Source organism: Sagittula sp. S175 (assembly GCF_049800975.1).
In the GTDB taxonomy this organism is placed as follows: Bacteria; Pseudomonadota; Alphaproteobacteria; order Rhodobacterales; family Rhodobacteraceae; genus Sagittula.
Genome location: NZ_JBNAGB010000011.1, coordinates 21,604 through 38,270 on the forward strand (window position 1 = coordinate 21,604; position 16,667 = coordinate 38,270).

18 protein-coding genes are annotated in these 16,667 nt (G+C 65.2%); 9 read left to right on the forward strand and 9 right to left on the reverse strand.

Annotated features, from left to right (window positions below; genetic code table 11):
* Window positions 1–15 precede the first annotated feature (15 nt).
* From ACP16H_RS14705 to ACP16H_RS14735, 7 genes are all read left to right on the forward strand, one after another.
* Window positions 16–708 carry a GntR family transcriptional regulator gene (locus tag ACP16H_RS14705; RefSeq protein WP_425072849.1) on the forward strand — a complete coding sequence of 231 codons (693 nt, stop codon included), beginning with the start codon at window positions 16–18 and terminating at the stop codon, window positions 706–708.
* Between the two features lie 46 nt (window positions 709–754).
* Complete coding sequence (locus tag ACP16H_RS14710; protein WP_425072850.1) at window positions 755–1,600, forward strand: fumarylacetoacetate hydrolase family protein; 846 nt, start codon at window positions 755–757, stop codon at window positions 1,598–1,600.
* A 193-nt stretch (window positions 1,601–1,793) separates the two neighbouring features.
* On the forward strand, window positions 1,794–2,954 hold the full coding sequence (locus tag ACP16H_RS14715; RefSeq protein WP_425072851.1) for an acyl-CoA dehydrogenase family protein: 1,161 nt from the start codon (window positions 1,794–1,796) through the stop codon (window positions 2,952–2,954).
* Entirely contained in the window at window positions 2,954–5,065 is a 2,112-nt protein-coding gene (locus tag ACP16H_RS14720) for an acetate--CoA ligase family protein (protein WP_425072852.1), read from the forward strand. Before ACP16H_RS14715 ends, ACP16H_RS14720 begins: the two co-directional genes overlap by 1 nt.
* 1 nt (window position 5,066) lies before the next feature.
* Window positions 5,067–5,978 (forward strand): 3-keto-5-aminohexanoate cleavage protein, encoded by a 912-nt coding sequence (locus tag ACP16H_RS14725; protein WP_425072853.1) that lies wholly within the window; start codon window positions 5,067–5,069, stop codon window positions 5,976–5,978.
* 127 nt (window positions 5,979–6,105) lie between these two features.
* Entirely contained in the window at window positions 6,106–7,248 is a 1,143-nt protein-coding gene (locus tag ACP16H_RS14730; protein ID WP_425072854.1) for a Gfo/Idh/MocA family protein, read from the forward strand.
* Window positions 7,249–7,456: 208 nt separating this feature from the next.
* Complete coding sequence (locus ACP16H_RS14735; RefSeq protein WP_425072855.1) at window positions 7,457–8,011, forward strand: NADPH-dependent FMN reductase; 555 nt, start codon at window positions 7,457–7,459, stop codon at window positions 8,009–8,011.
* Window positions 8,012–8,099: 88 nt separating this feature from the next.
* Here ACP16H_RS14735 and metF read toward each other — a convergent pair whose 3' ends face one another.
* Entirely contained in the window at window positions 8,100–8,966 is an 867-nt protein-coding gene (gene metF / locus ACP16H_RS14740) for a methylenetetrahydrofolate reductase [NAD(P)H] (RefSeq protein WP_425072856.1), read from the reverse strand.
* Window positions 8,967–9,099: 133 nt separating this feature from the next.
* On the opposite strand from metF, the gene ACP16H_RS14745 reads away from it, so the two are divergent.
* Window positions 9,100–10,005, forward strand: coding sequence for a LysR family transcriptional regulator (locus tag ACP16H_RS14745; protein ID WP_425072857.1), 906 nt, complete (start codon window positions 9,100–9,102; stop codon window positions 10,003–10,005).
* Window positions 10,006–10,008: 3 nt separating this feature from the next.
* Here the strand turns inward: ACP16H_RS14745 and ACP16H_RS14750 are convergent, their stop codons facing one another.
* The 3 genes from ACP16H_RS14750 to ACP16H_RS14760 all read right to left on the reverse strand — a co-directional run bounded on the left by ACP16H_RS14750 (window position 10,009) and on the right by ACP16H_RS14760 (window position 11,190).
* Window positions 10,009–10,374 (reverse strand): hypothetical protein, encoded by a 366-nt coding sequence (locus ACP16H_RS14750; RefSeq protein WP_425072858.1) that lies wholly within the window; start codon window positions 10,372–10,374, stop codon window positions 10,009–10,011.
* Window positions 10,375–10,520: 146 nt separating this feature from the next.
* Window positions 10,521–10,856: a hypothetical protein gene (locus tag ACP16H_RS14755; protein WP_425072859.1), complete on the reverse strand. Its 336-nt coding sequence runs from the start codon at window positions 10,854–10,856 to the stop codon at window positions 10,521–10,523.
* 127 nt (window positions 10,857–10,983) lie between these two features.
* Window positions 10,984–11,190, reverse strand: coding sequence for a cold-shock protein (locus ACP16H_RS14760; RefSeq protein WP_425072860.1), 207 nt, complete (start codon window positions 11,188–11,190; stop codon window positions 10,984–10,986).
* 249 nt (window positions 11,191–11,439) lie between these two features.
* Between ACP16H_RS14760 and ACP16H_RS14765 the strand changes: the two genes are divergently transcribed.
* A complete protein-coding gene (locus tag ACP16H_RS14765) occupies window positions 11,440–11,754 on the forward strand; it encodes an arsenate reductase family protein (RefSeq protein WP_425072861.1) in 315 nt (104 codons plus the stop codon).
* Between the two features lie 25 nt (window positions 11,755–11,779).
* On the opposite strand, the gene ACP16H_RS14770 is transcribed toward ACP16H_RS14765, so the two are convergent.
* The 5 genes from ACP16H_RS14770 to thrS all read right to left on the reverse strand — a co-directional run bounded on the left by ACP16H_RS14770 (window position 11,780) and on the right by thrS (window position 16,666).
* Window positions 11,780–12,346 carry a DoxX family protein gene (locus ACP16H_RS14770; RefSeq protein WP_425072862.1) on the reverse strand — a complete coding sequence of 189 codons (567 nt, stop codon included), beginning with the start codon at window positions 12,344–12,346 and terminating at the stop codon, window positions 11,780–11,782.
* On the reverse strand, window positions 12,343–13,104 hold the full coding sequence (locus ACP16H_RS14775; RefSeq protein WP_425072863.1) for a putative DNA-binding domain-containing protein: 762 nt from the start codon (window positions 13,102–13,104) through the stop codon (window positions 12,343–12,345). The genes ACP16H_RS14770 and ACP16H_RS14775 overlap by 4 nt, the downstream gene beginning before the upstream one ends.
* Entirely contained in the window at window positions 13,101–13,973 is an 873-nt protein-coding gene (locus ACP16H_RS14780; RefSeq protein ID WP_425072864.1) for a DUF692 domain-containing protein, read from the reverse strand. The genes ACP16H_RS14775 and ACP16H_RS14780 overlap by 4 nt, the downstream gene beginning before the upstream one ends.
* 55 nt (window positions 13,974–14,028) lie before the next feature.
* Window positions 14,029–14,331 (reverse strand): DUF2282 domain-containing protein, encoded by a 303-nt coding sequence (locus ACP16H_RS14785; RefSeq protein ID WP_425072865.1) that lies wholly within the window; start codon window positions 14,329–14,331, stop codon window positions 14,029–14,031.
* 391 nt (window positions 14,332–14,722) lie between these two features.
* Window positions 14,723–16,666 carry a threonine--tRNA ligase gene (gene thrS, locus ACP16H_RS14790; RefSeq protein WP_425072866.1) on the reverse strand — a complete coding sequence of 648 codons (1,944 nt, stop codon included), beginning with the start codon at window positions 16,664–16,666 and terminating at the stop codon, window positions 14,723–14,725.
* Window position 16,667 lies beyond the last annotated feature (1 nt).

A 16,667-nucleotide genomic window follows, 5' to 3' on the forward strand; every position in this document is an offset into this window, starting at 1 on the left:
AAGGTGGGCTGCGCCATGCCGGAGGAGACACTGCCGGAACAGATCGCGAATCGCCTGCGACGGGACATCTTGCGCGGGGATCTTGCGCCCGGGACACCGGTGAAGGAACGCGATCACGCCGGGGAACTGGGGGTCAGCCGGACCCCGATGCGCGAGGCGATTCGCATCCTGGCGAAGGAAGGGCTGGTTCTGCTGCGCCCGGCGCGTTCGCCCATCGTGGCGGAGCCATCCTTTGAAGAGATCGCGCATAACATCGAGGTCATGACCTCGCTGGAGCTTTTGTCGGCGCGGCTGGCCTGCGACCGGGCTTCGGACGAGGAGATCGAGGCCATCGCCGAAATCGCCGAACGCATGGCGCGGGAATACGACGAAATGGACATGCTGGACCTGTTCGAGCTGGACATGGGGTTCCACCGCGCCATTGCGGAGGCCGCGCACAATCCTGTGCTGGCCGAAATGCACGCGGCGCTTCTGGCGCGGCTGTGGCGGGCGCGCTATCTGTCGGCGACGCGCAAACGCTCGCGCGATCGGGTGCTGCATCAGCACGCCGAGATCGTGAAAGGCCTGCGCGCCCGTGATCCGGAACTGGTGACGGAGAATGTGCGCGCGCATCTGTTCCGGCTCCTGATCAACGTAAAGGACTTCTTCCTGAGCGAAGGCGAATTGCCCCCGGAAGAAACCCAGACACCCGCCGCCGCGGGCGAATGACGCGCGTGGCAAAAGACATTGAACAAAACCCTATGAAGGAGCGGTTATGAAATTGTTGCGCTACGGCCCGGTGGGTCAGGAGAAACCGGGGATGTTGGATGCGGAGGGGCAGGTGCGTGACCTGTCGGCGCATGTCAGCGATTTCGCGGGAGAGACCGTTTCGCGGGCGGCGCTCGACAAACTGCGCGCCATCGACGTAAACAGCCTGCCCGTGGTGGCAGAGCCGGGCCGCATCGGGGCCTGCGTGGCATCGGTGCCGAACTTCTTTTGCGTCGGCCTGAACTATGCCAAGCACGCGGCCGAAAGCGGCATGGCCGTTCCTGCGGAACCGATCCTTTTCAACAAGGCGACGTCTGCCCTGTCCGGACCTTTCGACGACGTGGTGATCCCGCGTGGATCGGAGAAGTCCGACTGGGAGGTCGAGCTGGGCGTGGTGATCGGCAAGGAGGCGTCTTACGTGTCCGAGGCCGACGCGCTGGATTACGTGGCGGGCTATTGCACCATCAACGACATGTCCGAGCGCAGCTTTCAGATCGAGCGCGGCGGTCAGTGGGTAAAGGGCAAGTCGGCCCCGACCTTCGGTCCGACCGGCCCGTATCTGGTGACGGCAGACGAGGTGGGCGATCCGCAGACGCTGCGCGTGACGCTGAAGCTGAACGGCGAGACCGTTCAGGATTCGGAAACTTCGGACATGATTTTCACCGTGGCACAGATCGTGTCGCACATGAGCCAGTTCATGAAGCTGGTGCCGGGCGACATCATCGCAACCGGAACGCCTTCGGGCGTGGGCATGGGCATGAAGCCGCCGCGCTACCTGAAGCCGGGCGACGTGATGGAGATCGAGGTTCACGGGCTGGGCGCACAGCGCCAGACGGCAGTGGCGGCGTCCTAAGCGCCTGCCACGCAGTACGAATTTCGGAAGGAGGCGCTGTGCGCCTCCTTTTTTGTCTGGGCGGCTTTATTCGGGCGGCTTTAATCTGGGCGGCGAAATCGACCGGAGATGTCGCGGACGGAACAGGTCGGAGGTGTTTCTCGTTTGAATGCCCGGACGAATCCCTCTCTCATGAGGCCAACAGGAGGCGCTCATGCATTTCGGACTGACCGATGAACAGGAGATGATCGTCTCCACCGTGCGGACCTTTGTCGAGAAGGAGATCTATCCCCATGAGGCGGAGGTCGAGCGCACGGGCGAAGTGCCGCCGGGACTCGGAGAGGCGCTGAAACAGAAGGTCATCGACCTTGGGTTCTACGCCTGCAACTTCCCCGAGGAGGTCGGCGGCGCGGGGCTGTCGCATCTGGATTTCACGCTGGTGGAGCGCGAGTTGGGTCGAGGGTCCATGGCGCTGACGCATTTCTTTGGCCGCCCGCAGAACATCCTGATGGCCTGCGTGGGCGAGCAGCGTGAGAAGTACCTTCTGCCCGCGGTGCGCGGCGAGCGCATGGATGCGCTGGCCATGACAGAACCGGACGCGGGGTCGGACGTGCGCGGGATGAAATGCGCCGCGCGACGCGACGGCGGCGACTGGGTGGTGAACGGCACGAAGCACTTCATCTCTGGCGCGGATCACGCTGATTTCTTTATCGTTTTCGTGGCCACGGGGGTGGATGAGACGCCCAAGGGGCCGAAGAAGCGGATCACCTGTTTCCTCGTGGACCGGGGGCATCCGGGGTTCACGGTGCGCGAGGGCTATCGGTCTGTCTCGCACCGGGGCTACAAGAACTGCATCCTTGAATTCAACGACTGCCGTCTGCCGGAGGCTCAGGTCCTGGGCGAGGTGGATGGCGGTTTCGCCGTGATGAACGAATGGCTGTATGCCACGCGTCTGACCGTGGCGGCTTTCTGTGTCGGGCGGGCGCGGCGCTGCTTTGACATGGCGGTGGACTACGCGGCGCAGCGCAAGCAGTTCGGGCAGGAAATCGCCAAGTTCCAAGGCGTTGGGTTCCAGGTCGCCGATATGGTGACCGAGATCGACGCGGCGGATTGGCTGACGCTGGCGGGGGCGTGGCGGCTGGATCAAGGCCTGCCTGCCAACCGCGAGATTGCCTCGGCCAAGGTTTATGCGTCGGAGATGCTGGCGCGGGTGACAGATACGAGTTTGCAGATCTTTGGCGGCATGGGGTTGATGGACGACTTCCCGATCGAGAGGTTCTGGCGCGATGCGCGGGTGGAGCGGATCTGGGACGGCACGTCGGAGATCCAGCGGCACATCATCAGCCGGGAGATTTTCCGGCCTATGGGCGCGTGATGCGGGGGGAGTCGGGGCACAGCCCCGACCTACGCCTGCAACGGCTGTTGCGCCCGAAGAACATCGCCGTGGTGGGCGGTGGCGCGTGGTGCGCCAACGTGGTGCGCGAGTGTCGCAAGATCGGGTTTGCCGGTTACGTCTGGCCGGTGCATCCGACGCGGGGGGAGGTTGGCGGCGTCGCGGCCTTTGCGTCTGTTAACGATTTGCCGGGGGCGCCGGATGCGGTGTTTATCGGCGTGAACCGGGGGGCCACGGTTGAGGTTCTGCGGGCCCTGTCGGCGCTGGGGGCGGGAGGTGCGGTGTGCTTTGCCGCCGGGTTTTCCGAGGCGCAGCAAGAGCTTGCCGATGGCGGGGACTTGCAGGCGGCGCTGGTCGAGGCCGCCGGGGAGATGCCGTTCCTGGGGCCGAATTGTTACGGCTTCGTCAATGCGCTGGAGGGAGCGGCACTGTGGCCCGACCAGCATGGGCTGGTCAGGGCCGAGCGTGGCGTGGCGATCCTGACGCAGAGTTCCAACGTCGCGCTGAACCTGTCGATGCAGGCGCGAGGGCTGCCGATTGCGCTGATCGGGACGGTGGGGAACCAGGCTGCGGTTGACCTAGCGCGCCTCGGTGAGGCGGTGCTGGAGGACCCGCGCATCACGGCGCTGGGGCTCTATATCGAGGGCATTCGCGATGTACGGGGCTTTGAACGGCTGGCGGCGCGGGCGCGGGAACTGGGCAAGCGCATCGTGGCGATGAAGCTGGGCGCGTCCGAGCAATCGGCGCGGGCGGCGGTGTCGCATACGGCGTCCTTGACCGGGTCGGATGCCGGGGCGCGGGCGCTTTTGCGCAGATGCGGCGTGGCGCAGGTGTCGTCCCTGTCGGCACTGCTGGAGACGTTGAAGATCTTGCACGGGGTGGGACCGCTGGCGTCGAACCGGGTGGGGTCGATGTCCTGTTCCGGGGGCGAGGCGAGCCTGATGGCGGATACCGGGCTGGCCTATCCGGTGGCGTTCCCGGAGCTGGATGAGGTGCAGCGCGACGGGCTGCGGGCCGTGCTGGGGCCGAAGGTGGCATTGGCCAACCCGTTGGATTACAACACTTATATCTGGGGTGATCTGCCCGCGATGACGGGCTGTTTCGCGGCCATGATGGCGGGGGACGTCGGGCTGGGCACCGTGGTGCTGGATTTCCCGCGTGGGGATCGTTGTTCGGACGCGGACTGGCTGCCGGTGCTGGATGCGGTGGAGGGGGCCGCACGGGCATCGGGCAAGCCGATGGCTGTTCTGGCCACATTGGTGGATACCTTGCCGGAGGCTGTGGCGGAAAGCTGTTTCGCGCGCGGAATCGTGCCGCTGTGCGATTTGCCGGCAGCGTTGGAGGCGATCGGGGCGGCGGCGTTCCTGGGGGAGCCGGTGTGCGCGGAGCCGGTGTTGCAGGTAGAGGGGGCGCCGCCCCCCGTCGCCTTTGGCGACTCCCCCCGGAGGTATTTGGACCAAGAAGAAGCTGGGCTGTTGTCCGAAGATCGGGCGAAGGCGCTGCTGGCGTCCGTTGGGGTTCGGGTGCCGGGGCGGGTGGTTGTTGCCGGTGTCGAAGCGGCTGCGGAGGCGGCGCGGGGGATCGGCTTTCCGGTGGTGCTGAAGGGCACGGGGTTTGCGCACAAGTCCGAGGCGGGGGCGGTGAAACTAGGGCTTTTGTCGGCGGAGGCGGTTGCTGCGGCTGCGAAGGACATGGGCTGTGACGGCTTTCTCGTCGAAGAGATGGTGACGGGCGGTGTGGTCGAACTGCTGGTCGGTGTCTTGCGCGATCCGGCGCATGGATTTGTCCTGACGCTGGGCGCGGGCGGGGTGATGACAGAAGTCTTGCGCGATACGGTTACGATGCTCTTGCCGGTGCGGCCGGAGGAGGTTCGTTCGGCGCTGGCGCAGCTGCGGATTGCGCCGGTGCTTGCGGGGTGGCGCGGGTCGCTGGGCGTCGACATGGAAGGACTGGTGGAGGCCGTGATGGCCGTGCAGCGGCTGGTGGTGGCCGAGGTGGAGCGGATCGAGGAGGTGGAGATCAACCCCTTGATCTGCAAGGCGGATGGCGTTGTGGCCGTGGATGCCTTGATACGTTTGAAGGAAGGGAACTGATATGCCGTTGACGATGAATCGCGAGGTTTTCATCACCTGTGCCGTGACCGGGTCGGGGGGGACGCAGGACCGCTCGCCGCATGTGCCGCGCTCGCCTGCGCAGATTGCCGAGAGCGCCATCGCGGCGGCTGAGGCCGGGGCGGCGGTGGTGCATTGCCATGTGCGCGACCCCGAAACGGGGGCGCCGTCGCGACGGTTGGAGTATTACCGCGAGGTGACGGATCTGATCCGTGCGGCGGATGTGGACGTGGTGCTGAACCTGACGGCGGGGATGGGGGGCGACATGGTCTTTGGCCCGACATCATCGCCGTTGCCGCTGAAAGAGGCCGGGACGGATATGGTGCGCGCGGCGGAAAGGGTCGCCCATGTGATTGAATGCAAACCGGAAATCTGCACGCTCGATTGCGGGACGATGAATTTCGCCGAGGCCGATTACGTCATGACCAACACGCCCGGGATGTTGCGGGACATGGGGCGGATGATGACCGAGGCCGGGGTGAAGCCGGAGATCGAGGCATTCGACACCGGGCACCTGTGGTTTGCGCAGGAGCTGGTGAAGGAAGGCGTGTTGGAGGGACCGGCGCTGGTGCAGTTGTGCATGGGTGTGCCTTGGGGCGCGCCGGACGATCTGAACACCTTCATGGCCATGGTGAACAACGTGCCAAGGGATTGGACCTTCAGTGCTTTTTCGCTGGGGCGCAACCAGATGGCCTATGTTGCCGCCGCCGTGCTGGCAGGGGGCAATGTGCGCGTCGGGTTGGAGGATAACCTGTGGCTGGACAAGGGTGTTCTGGCGACGAACGCGCAGCTGGTCGCGCGGGCGAAGGGCATCATCGAGGCCATGGGCGCGCGGGTGATCGGGCCTGCGGAGGTGCGCGAGAAGCTGGGATTGGTGAAGCGTTTGCCGGGGTGAAACCGGGCTGTGCAGGTGCAGAAAATCCGGCGGTTCCGGCGGATTTTGGCGATGCAGAATCCATGCAGAAACCATGCGGAAACCATGTGTATCGCATGTGCAGCATTCTGGTCTGGGGAGGGGATGAATGCGGAAGATCAATTGGGGGTTGATCGGCGGCGGTGAAGGCAGCCAGATCGGTCCGGCACACCGTCTGGCGGCGGGGCTGGACGGGGCCTTTGACCTCGTTGCCGGCGCTTTGGATCATCGGGCGGAGGCGGGGCGGGCCTATGCGGTGCGGCTGGGCATCGCGCGCGGCTATGGCGACTGGCGCGAGATGCTGGAGGGCGAGCGCGGGCGCCAGGGCGGCGTGCAACTGGTGACGGTGGCGACGCCCAATGCGACGCATTTCGAGATCACCAAGGCCTTCCTTCAGGCGGGTATCCATGTGCTTTGTGAGAAGCCCATGACCATGAGCGTTGCCGAGGCCGAGGAGATCGTGGCGTTGTCGCGCGAGACAGGGGCGATCTGCGCGGTGAACTATGGCTACACCGGTTATGCGCTGGTGCGGCACATGCGGGCCATGGTGGCGCGGGGCGATCTGGGCCGGGTGCGGCTGGTGGTGGCGGAGTTCGCGCATGGCCATCACGCGGGCGGTGATGATGCCGAGAACCCGCGCGTGCGCTGGCGGTATGATCCGGCACAGGCGGGGGTCTCGGCGCAGTTTGCCGATTGCGGCATTCATGCGCTGCATATGGCGAGTTTTGTCATCGGGCAGGAGGTGAAGCGGCTGGCGGCGGATTGTGTGTCCTGTGTCGAGGGGCGGGTGCTAGAGGATGACGCACAGGTCAACCTGCGGTTCGACGGGGGCGCGGTGGGGCGGTTGTGGACATCCTCGGTGGCGCTGGGGCGGCAGCATGGGCTGACCTTGCAGGTGTTCGGCGAGAAGGGCGGGCTGGCCTGGGCGCAGGAGCAGCCGAACCAGTTGATGTGGATGCCTTTGGGCGGGCGCAAGACGGTGATCGAGCGCGGCGAGGGCGGGCTGTCGCCCGAGGCGGACCGGGCCAGCCGCGTGACGGTGGGTCATGCGGAGGGGATGCCGCTGGCTTTTGGCAACATCTATGCCGACCTTGCGGAAGCGATCCGGGCGCGGGCGGAAGGGCGGGTGATGGACCCGGCGGCGGACCTGTATCCGAAGGCCGTAGATGGCTTGCGGTCGATGGCGGCGATTGCCGCCGTGGCCGAGAGCGGCGGGGTCTGGGTGGACGCGCGACCCCCGTCCTTGCGGTAAAGGGCTGGGCGCCGCCATGTGCCGCGGGATGAAAGGTCGGTAGAGGGCTCTGCCCCCGTCCCCTTCGGAGACTCCCCCGGAGGTATTTGCGCCAAGAAGAAGCAGGGGCGTGGTTTCGCGCACAGGCTGTGTTCGGCCATGGGCAGGCGACATTTTTGTCGGACGGGTTATCTCTGGGTCAAGCGCCCTTGGTGGGCGGGACAAGGAGATGACAATGAGTTACGAAGTTGCCGTTCTGGTGGGGTCGCTGCGCGACGGATCCTACAATCGCGCTTTGATCGAGGCGATGATTGCGCTGGCACCGGAGGGAATGAATTTCCGGTTTGTCGAGATTGGCGACCTGCCGTTTTACAACCCCGATCTGGAGGGCGAGGGCGTGCCCGCGGCCTGGACGCGGTTTCGCGGCGAGATGGCGGATGTGGACGCGGTGCTGTTCGCGACGCCGGAATATAACCGTTCCGTCCCTGCGGTGGTGAAGAACGCGCTGGACGTTGGCTCGCGCCCCTATGGCGAGAGCGTCTGGGGCGGCAAACCGGCGGCGATCGTGACGGCCTCGATGGGGGCGACGGGCGGCTTTGGTGCCAACCACCATTTGCGGCAGTCGCTGGTGTTCCTCGACATGCCAACCATGCAGCAGCCGGAAGCCTATGTCGGCAAGGTGCAGGATATCCTGACCGACGGCGGTGTCGTGGAAGGCAGCCGCGAGTTCCTGGCGGGGTTCATGGCACGCTTCGCAGCCTGGGTGCAGACCCACAAGGGGTGAGCGGCGCGGCCTTCGCCGCGTGATGGTAGAATGCAAAACGCCCCGGCCATCAGGCGCGGGGCGTTTCCTTTGTCTGGGTCGCCTTGGCTCAGGCGACGTTTTCCAGCTTCAGCTCCGGCGTGACGCCGAGGGCAAAGCAGACGTCGCGGGTCAGTTCCGGGCGGTTGAGCGTGTAGAAATGCAGCTTGTCCACGCCGCCCTGGATCAGCTCGTCGCAGAGTTCGGTGCAGATCGCGGTGGCCAGCAGGTCGGACCGACCGTCACGCTCGGCGGTCTCGAAGGCGTCGACGACCCACTGGGGGATCTTGGTGCCGCAGCCCTCGGCAAAGCGGCGCGCGCCTTTCCAGTTCTCGATCGGCAGGATGCCGGGGGTGATATACTGGTCGATCCCGGCCTTTGCGCAGGCGTCGCGGAAGCGGAAGAAGGTCTCTGCCTCGAAGAAGAATTGTGTCAGCGCCTCGGAGGCACCGGCGTCGAGCTTGCGCTTCAGCCAGTCGATGTCGGCCTTGGCGGTCGCGGCTTCGGGGTGGACGTCCGGGTAGGCGCCGACGCGGATGGTGAAGTCGCCGGTCTCGGCCAGCGCTTCGATCAGCTCGACCGAGTTGGCGAAGCCCTCGGGGTGGGGCACGAAGCCGTTGGAGCCCTTGGGCGGGTCGCCGCGCAGGGCGACGATGTCGGTGACGCCGACCTTGGCGAAGTCGCGGGCGACTTGCAGGGTCTCTTCCTTCGTGGCGTCGACGCAGGTCAGGTGGGCGGCGGTGCGCAGGCCGGAATGCTTGTGGATGGTGGCCACCACGTCACGGGTCAGATCGCGCGTGGTGCCGCCGGCGCCGTAGGTCACGGAGACGAAGCGCGGCGCCAGCGGGGCAAGCACCTGCACCGAGTCCCAGAGGCGGAAGGTGCCTTCGATGTTTTTCGGCGGGAAGAATTCGAGGCTGATCTCGGGGCGGGTCATGGTCTGTCTCTCTATCTTTCGGGGCCGGGTCGCGATTGCGACGCATCGGCTGCTGTTTGCGTCTTGTCCTCTATATGGCACTTGCAGCATGGTGAGGCAAACTCATAAAACTCATCTTCAACATGAGGTGAATATGCATATCGAATTCCGTCACCTGCGGACAATCAAGGCGATCCACGACCATGGCGGGCTGGCAAAGGCGGCGGATGTGCTGAACATCACGCAGTCCGCTTTGTCCCATCAGATCAAGGGGCTGGAGGATCAGGCCGGGGTGGAATTGTTCGTGCGGCGGTCCAAACCGATGAAACTGTCGGCGGCGGGGATGCGGCTGTTGAGGCTGGCAGAGCAAGTCTTGCCGCAGGTGGAAGCCGCGCAGGAAGAGTTCATGGGTCTGCGTGCGGGGCGGTCCGGGCGGCTGCATATCGCCATCGAGTGCCACGCCTGTTTCGAATGGCTGTTCCCGGTGCTGGAGGGTTTTCGCAAGAAATTCGGCGATGTGGACGTGGATATTCGCCCCGGCCTGGCCTTTGACGCGCTGCCCGCGCTGATGAAGGAAGAGGTGGACGTGGTGATTTCCTCCGATCCGGAGGAATTGCCGGGGGTCGAATTCGTGCCCCTGTTCGATTATGCGCCGGTCTTCGTCGCCTCGGCGCAGCATCCGTTGGCGGAGAAGGATTATATCGACGCAGAAGATTTCCGTGGGCAGACGCTGATTACCTACCCGGTAGACCGCGCTCGGTTGGATATCTTCAAGCTGTTGCTGACGCCTGCCAAGGTGGAACCGGCGGCAATCCGGCAGGTGGAACTGACGGCGGTGATCCTGCTGCTGGTGGCGTCGAATCGCGGGGTGTCGGTGCTGCCGGACTGGGTGGTGCGCGAGGTGAAGTATTCCTCGGACTACATCACGCGGCCCTTGACGAAGGACGGGGTTACGCGCCGGTTGTATGCGGCGGTGCGGACGGAGGATCTGGAGAAGCCCTACATGAAGGAGCTGATCCGTCTGGCGGGGCAGGAGGCCAAGCGGTTGCAGGCGGCGTGATCGCTAGCGGCAGGCGCTTTCGGCCTGAGATCGGGCGAGGTCCCAGTCGTTGGCGTAGCGCCAGCCTGCGGCCCGAGGGTTGCGGTCTGCCAGAACCTGCGCTGCGGTCTGGCGGAAGCAGGCGCAGTTCACGCCGGGCAATTCCTCGCGGCAGTAGGCCGCAGGGTCGAAGACCTGCGTGCGGCCGCTGGCATCCTTTGCCTCAAGCAGTCCGCGCTGGCCGTCGAGCGGCCGATAGTGCTGGAATTCGGGGAATGTGCCGGCATCGGGCTGCGTCAGGGGGGGCAGGAATTGTACCCCGACGACAAGCGCGCCGGTGGTCAATAGCCCGGCGGCGATGAGGATGGCATTGGTCCCGACAAGTGGCATGCAAGCTTTCCCAGGCCGGGTCGCATTTGTCGTCGCCCGGCGCGGGTACAGTCTGGCGGGATCGGGTTAACGAGACCCTTGCCGGATGAGGTCAGCCGCACACCAAGTGTCGACAATCTGATCTTTTCGGCAGGTGCCGGGCAGAGTTAACTGCAGACGTCGGCGGCCTGTGTCCTGACCAGGTCCCAATCGTCGGCATATTTCCAACCGCTTGCGCGCGGATTGCGGCTGTTCAGCAGTTGGCGGGCCGTGGCGTTGAAGCAGCCGCAATTGACGCCGGAGAGCTGCGCCTTGCAATAGGCCATTGGGTCCGTTGCGACCTTGCGAATGCCACTGCGCAACCGGAAAGGATGAAATTCCGGAAAGGTCTCGGCATCGGCTTGGGTCAGGGGCGGCAGGCGTTGAACCCCGAAAAAGACCGAACCGGTTGTGGCCAGAAGCGCAGCGGTGATGAGCGCGGTTGTGTTGCCGAGGATGGGCATGACGTCCTCCTTTTCCGGGACGCATGTACCAAATCCCGAGTCGCTCTCATTTTAAGCAAATCGGGTTAACGCTTGGCTTGACGGGACGCGAAACTGGCCGCGGCCCGTAAACTCGTTCCGGTAACCGTCACATGAGCTGAAGGTCCGAGGCCATGGTGCGACCGTCGCGGCCTTCACGCAGCTCGAAGCTGACTTTCTGGTTGTCCGCGAGGCCGGTCAGACCGGACCGCTCGACTGCTGAAATATGTACAAAAACGTCTTTTCCGCCTTCGTCAGGCGCAATGAAGCCGTAGCCTTTGGTGGTGTTGAACCATTTCACGGTGCCGCTCGGCATGGTTTCCGCGCTCCTTTCCAAGTCCATCGTCAGGCCCCATGATAGGGTGGGGCCACCCTGTCACGTTCGCCTTTCAGAACCGGAAGCGCAGTAATCCCTGCGTGTCGGTCGCAGATCGTCGAAGGTCACTCTACTTTTGGATAGGTCGCTTTCGGAAAAATCAAGAAAAACTGAATCGTGTTTCAGTGGAGGGCCGTTTATGTGAACTTGGTTAACGAGGTTTGGGCACAAAGCGGGCGAGGACGGCGCATGGTTCTGTATGGTTTGAAAACCTGTGACACCTGTCGGAAAGCGTTGAAGGCGCTGGAGGGCGCGACGTTTGTCGATGTGCGCGCGGAGGGCGTTCCGGACGAGGTGCTGATGTCCGCGCTTGAACGCTTTGGTGACAGGGTGCTGAACACGCGGTCGACGACGTGGCGCGAGATGGATGCGGCGGCCCGGCAGGGCGCACCGTTGGATCTGATCCGCGCGAACCCGACGCTGATGAAACGGCCGCTTATCGTGGATGGCGCAGCGATGTATCTGGGCTGGGACAAGGCCACGCAGGCCGCGCTGGGCGTCTGACAGGCGCAGGCAGGGAGTCTCCGCCCTACGCAGTGACGGGACGGGTGCCGGGCAGACGCCGGGTCACCAGTCGGTCAAGGGACAGTGCGCCCGCGCCGGTGATGACCAGCGCCAGCAGAAGCGTGATCCAGAGCAGCCGTTCGTCGATCAGTTGATAGCGGGCATCGAAGAGGCGACCCAGCGTGCCGCCGTGACCTAACACGTCGGTGGCGGTCTGCACGGCGATGAAGCCAATCATCCCCAATGCGGCGAGGCGGGTGGCGAGGCCAAGCACGATCAGCAGGGGCAGGGCGAATTCGGCGAATGTGCCCATGGCGGCGACAAGGTCGTGGAACAGGCTCAGTTTCGATGGGTCATAGCCCGCAGCCTCGAACTGGCGGGGGAAGATCTGCGCGTAGACGCCTGATTCCAATGTGAAGATGTCGAAGGGGCCGCCGCCTTGGCGGGCAAAGACCTTTGTCCCCGCGCTTTGCCAGTAGTAGCCGAACAGGCTGGCGGCAAAGGCCGCGCGTAGCAGGAGCGGTAGCAAGGGAGTGAGGCGGTCGAGCCGGCGATGGATGGCCGGGAGCAGGGTCGTGGCGAGGCGGATCATATGGCATCTCCGTCGATGTGCAGGGTGGCAATGGCCGCGTCCCTGAGGAGTAGCGTCAGCGTCGCGGTCGGGTCGAAGTCGGGGCCTGCGGTGGCTGCGGCTTCTGCCAGTGGCAGGCTGCGCCTCAGGGCTTGCAGAAAATCCGCGCCGCCCTTGGGCAAAACACGCGGCAGCGGGTCGAGTGTCGGGCGGGTAATGAGAATGTCCTCGGCCACGGGCTTGGGTGCGGGGCTGCCGGGGTCAAGCGCGCGGCGGTGGATCTGGAGGATCGGCCAGGGGGAGCGGACAAGGCGCGTGGCGGGCGCAAGGGTCAGGCGGGCGTGGGCGAGTTGCGCCTCTGTCAGCGACGCGATGCGGTCGGGCGCAAAGGGCGGGACATCGGCAGCGTGGTAGGATTGACGCAGCGCCAGCTCCAGCCGCGCCAGATCGGGCAGGTAGCCCATGTGGGAGAGATCCGGGAGGGTTTCGAGGAAGGCCGGGAAGGTCTCTCCGTAGAGCATGAGGATTGGCGAGGCGGGCGGGGTGAGACGCAGGTAGCGCGTTGCGACGCTGGCAAAGTTGCGTTCGCCCAAGAGGCTGGCGGTGGCCGGGAAACCGGTCTCCAGCGCCTCGCGCACGGAGGCGGTGACGTTGTTGCGGTAGACATCGTAGCGGCGTCCGGCGGGGCGGCCAAGCGCGTCGCGCAGACCGGGCGGCGCGGGCTGTGACGGGTCGAGCAGCCCGGCGCGGAATTGTTCCTGAGGGATGAGGGACGTCATGCGGGCACGCCGTGGTTTGCCGGTGTGGCGAGGCGGGTCAGGGCGTCTGCGGCGCGGGTGGCCTCGGTCGCAAGCGTCGGCCAGTCCGGTACGTCGGTGTCCCACTCGATGAGCAGCGGCAGCGGGCCGGAGCGCGCAAGCGTCAGGTCGAGCAGCCGCCAGACGGGATCGGCGACCTCGCGTCCATGGCTGTCGATCAGCAGGGGCGCGCCGTGCTCGTCCTCCTGCGTGTCGTGGCCCGCGAGGTGGATTTCGCCCACGGCATGCAGCGGGTAGTGCGCGATGTAGTCCTGCGGCGAGAAGTCGAGATTGGTGGCGGACACGAAGACGTTGTTGATGTCCAGCAGCAGCCCGCAGCCGGTGCGGCGGGTGATTTCGTGCAGGAAGTCGGGCTCGGCCCAGGTGCTTTCGGCGAAGGCGAGATAGCTGGAGGGGTTTTCCAGCAGCATCGGGCGATCAAGGGCCTCTTGCACCTGGTCGATATGGGTGCAGACCCGGGCGAGGGTCGCGTTGGTGTAGGGCAGGGGGAGGAGGTCGTTGAGGAAGGCCCCGTCATGGGTGGACCATGCAAGGTGTTCCGAGAAAGAGGCGGGGTGCAGCCAGTCATTCAGGTGGCGCAGGCGGGCGAGGTGGTCGCGATCGAGGGGCGCTTCGCCGCCGATCGACAGGCCGACGCCGTGCACCGAGATTGGGAAGCGTTCGGAGAGGGCGCGGAGAAGCGCGTGGGGGCGGCCACCGTCGCCCATGTAGTTCTCGGCGTGGATTTCCAGCCATGCGACGGGGGCGGGATCGTTCAGTATCGCGGTGTGGTGCTGCGGCTTGTAGCCGACGCCGGGGGCGGGCGGGAGTATGTTGGAACGGTCGAACATGGGCGGCCTCGCTTGGGGAAGGCAGGTCGGGGAATAACCCCGACCTACGCGTGGTTCAGGCGTTCGGCAGGTCGCGGTCGAGCGCCTCGAGGCTGCCCATGCGGGCGTGGCCGTCCGCCATGGCGGGCAGTTCGATGGTCGTGCAGGTGCCTGCGTCCACCAGCGTCCAGGCGTTGCCCTGGTAATCGACGGTAGAGGTGCCGGCACAGGTCGTGCCCGGACCGGCGGCGCAGCCGTTCTCACCAGCCAGCGCGACGCCGTAGCACTTTTCCTGCTCCATGGCCGATGCGCCCGATGCTGCGGACATGGCGGCGGCGAAGGCGCCCATGAGGGCGACGGTCTTGATGCGTGCGGTCATTGTGTAATCTCCGTGTGGTTGTTTGCGTAACCGTTTCCGCCGGTCGTCCCCATGACGAGGCGGTGCCCTGACGATGCCGCGCAGTCTGCGGATCGGCCATTCACGGGCCTGTGGGTCACGCCGCTGTCAGCGCGCGTCATGGCGATGTGAGAGGGGAGGCGGTGCGAAAGCCTGCAATTAAAGGGCGAATCGCGGAGTTGACGTAACAATTGACGCTTGGTCAGGCGCTTTGCCCGACGAATTGTTACAGGCGCGCGGGGTGGAGGGCTGTCGGCGAAAGCTTGCTCACGCAGTTCGTCAGCGATGTTACAGCCCGGGGCGCGGTGAGGTGGTCGCGCCGCAAGCAAAAGGGCGGCCAGTCAGGCCGCCCTTCAGCGTCATTTCAGCACTGTCAGCGCAGGTCCGGCGGCGTGGCCTCGAGACCCAGTTCCGACGTGATCGCGTCGAGCGTTGCCGTCGACGTCTGTTTCTCACCCAGGCGACGTACAGAGACGGTGCGCTCTTCGACCTCGCGGTGGCCGACGGCGAGGATCACCGGGACCTTGCCCAGCGAGTGTTCGCGGACCTTGTAATTGATCTTCTCGTTGCGGATGTCGGCCTCGGCGCGGACGCCTGCAGCCTGCAACTGCGCGACGACCTCGTGCACGTAGTCATCGGCGTCCGAGGTGATCGAGGCGACAACCACCTGACGGGGTGCGAGCCAGAAGGGCAGCTTGCCGGAGTGTTCCTCGATCAGAATGCCGATGAACCGCTCGAAGGAGCCGAGGCAGGCGCGGTGCAGCATGACGGGGCGGTGCTTTTCACCATCCGCGCCGATGTAGTTCGCGTCGAGCCGTTCGGGCAGGACGAAGTCCACCTGGAAGGTGCCGCACTGCCAGACTCGGCCGATGGCGTCGGTCAGCGAGAATTCAAGCTTGGGCCCGTAGAAGGCGCCTTCGCCCGGGTTCATTTCCGGTTCGACACCTGCGGCGCGGGTCGCGGCCAGCAGGGCGGATTCGGCCTTGTCCCAGACCTCGTCGGATCCCGCGCGTTTCTCCGGGCGGTCCGAGAACAGCACGCGGAATTCGGCGAAGCCGAGGTCCTTGTAAATCGCCGAGAGGAAGTCGATGAACTTCTGGCATTCGGAGCCGATCTGTTCCTCGGTGGCGAAGATATGCGCGTCGTCCTGCGTGAAGCCGCGCACCCGCATGATGCCGTGCAGCGCGCCCGAGGGTTCGTAGCGCGCGCACGACCCGAATTCGGCCATGCGCAGCGGCAGGTCGCGGTAGGATTTCAGGCCGACCTTGAAGATTTCCACGTGGCAGGGGCAGTTCATCGGCTTCAGCGCGTTGATCGCCTTTTCGCGGGCATGGTCCTCGTCCACTTCGACGATGAACATGTTTTCCTGGTACTTTTCCCAGTGGCCGGATTTTTCCCACAGCTTGCGGTCGACCACCTGTGGGGTGTTGACCTCGACATAGCCGCCCTTCTTCTGCTGGCGGCGCATGTAGTCCTGAAGCGTGGTGTAGATTGTCCAGCCGTTCGGGTGCCAGAAGATCTGGCCCGGGGCCTCGGGCTGGAGGTGGAACAGGTCCATTTCGCGGCCAAGGCGGCGGTGGTCGCGCTTGGCGGCTTCTTCAAGGAAGTTGAGGTGCGCTTTCAGCTCCTCACGGTTGCGGAAGCCCACGCCGGTGATGCGTTGCAGGTTGCGCGAGGTGTCGCCGAACCAATGCGCGCCGGAGACGCCCATCAGCTTGAAGGCGTCGCCCGGCAGCTGGCCGGTGTGTTGCAGGTGCGGGCCGCGGCAGAGGTCCTGCCACTCGCCGTGCCAGTACATGCGGATCGGCGCACCCTCGGGGATGCGGTCGACGAGTTCCACTTTGTACTGTTCGCCCGCGTCCTCGTAGTACTTGCGGGCGCGGTCGCGGTCCCAGACCTCGGTGCGGACTTCGTCGCGGGCGTTGATGATCTCCTTCATCTTCGCCTCGATGGCGCCGAGGTCCTCGGGGGTGAAGGGCTCTTCGCGGTCGAAGTCGTAGAACCAGCCGTGTTCGGTCACGGGGCCGATGGTGACCTTCACGTCCGGCCAGATCGCCTGAACGGCGCGGGCCATGACGTGGGCAAAGTCGTGGCGGACGAGCTCCAGCGCCGGGGCCTCGTCCTGCAGGGTGTTGATGGCGATGCTGGCATCGGCCTCGATCGGCCAGGCGAGATCCCAGTGCTGGTCGTCGACCTGCGCGGAAATCGCCTTCTTGCCGAGGGATTTGGAGATGCTGGCAGCCACTTCGCCGGGCGTCACGCCCTTGTCGAAGTCACGTTTCGAGCCATCTGGGAAAGTCAGGGAAATCTGGGCCATC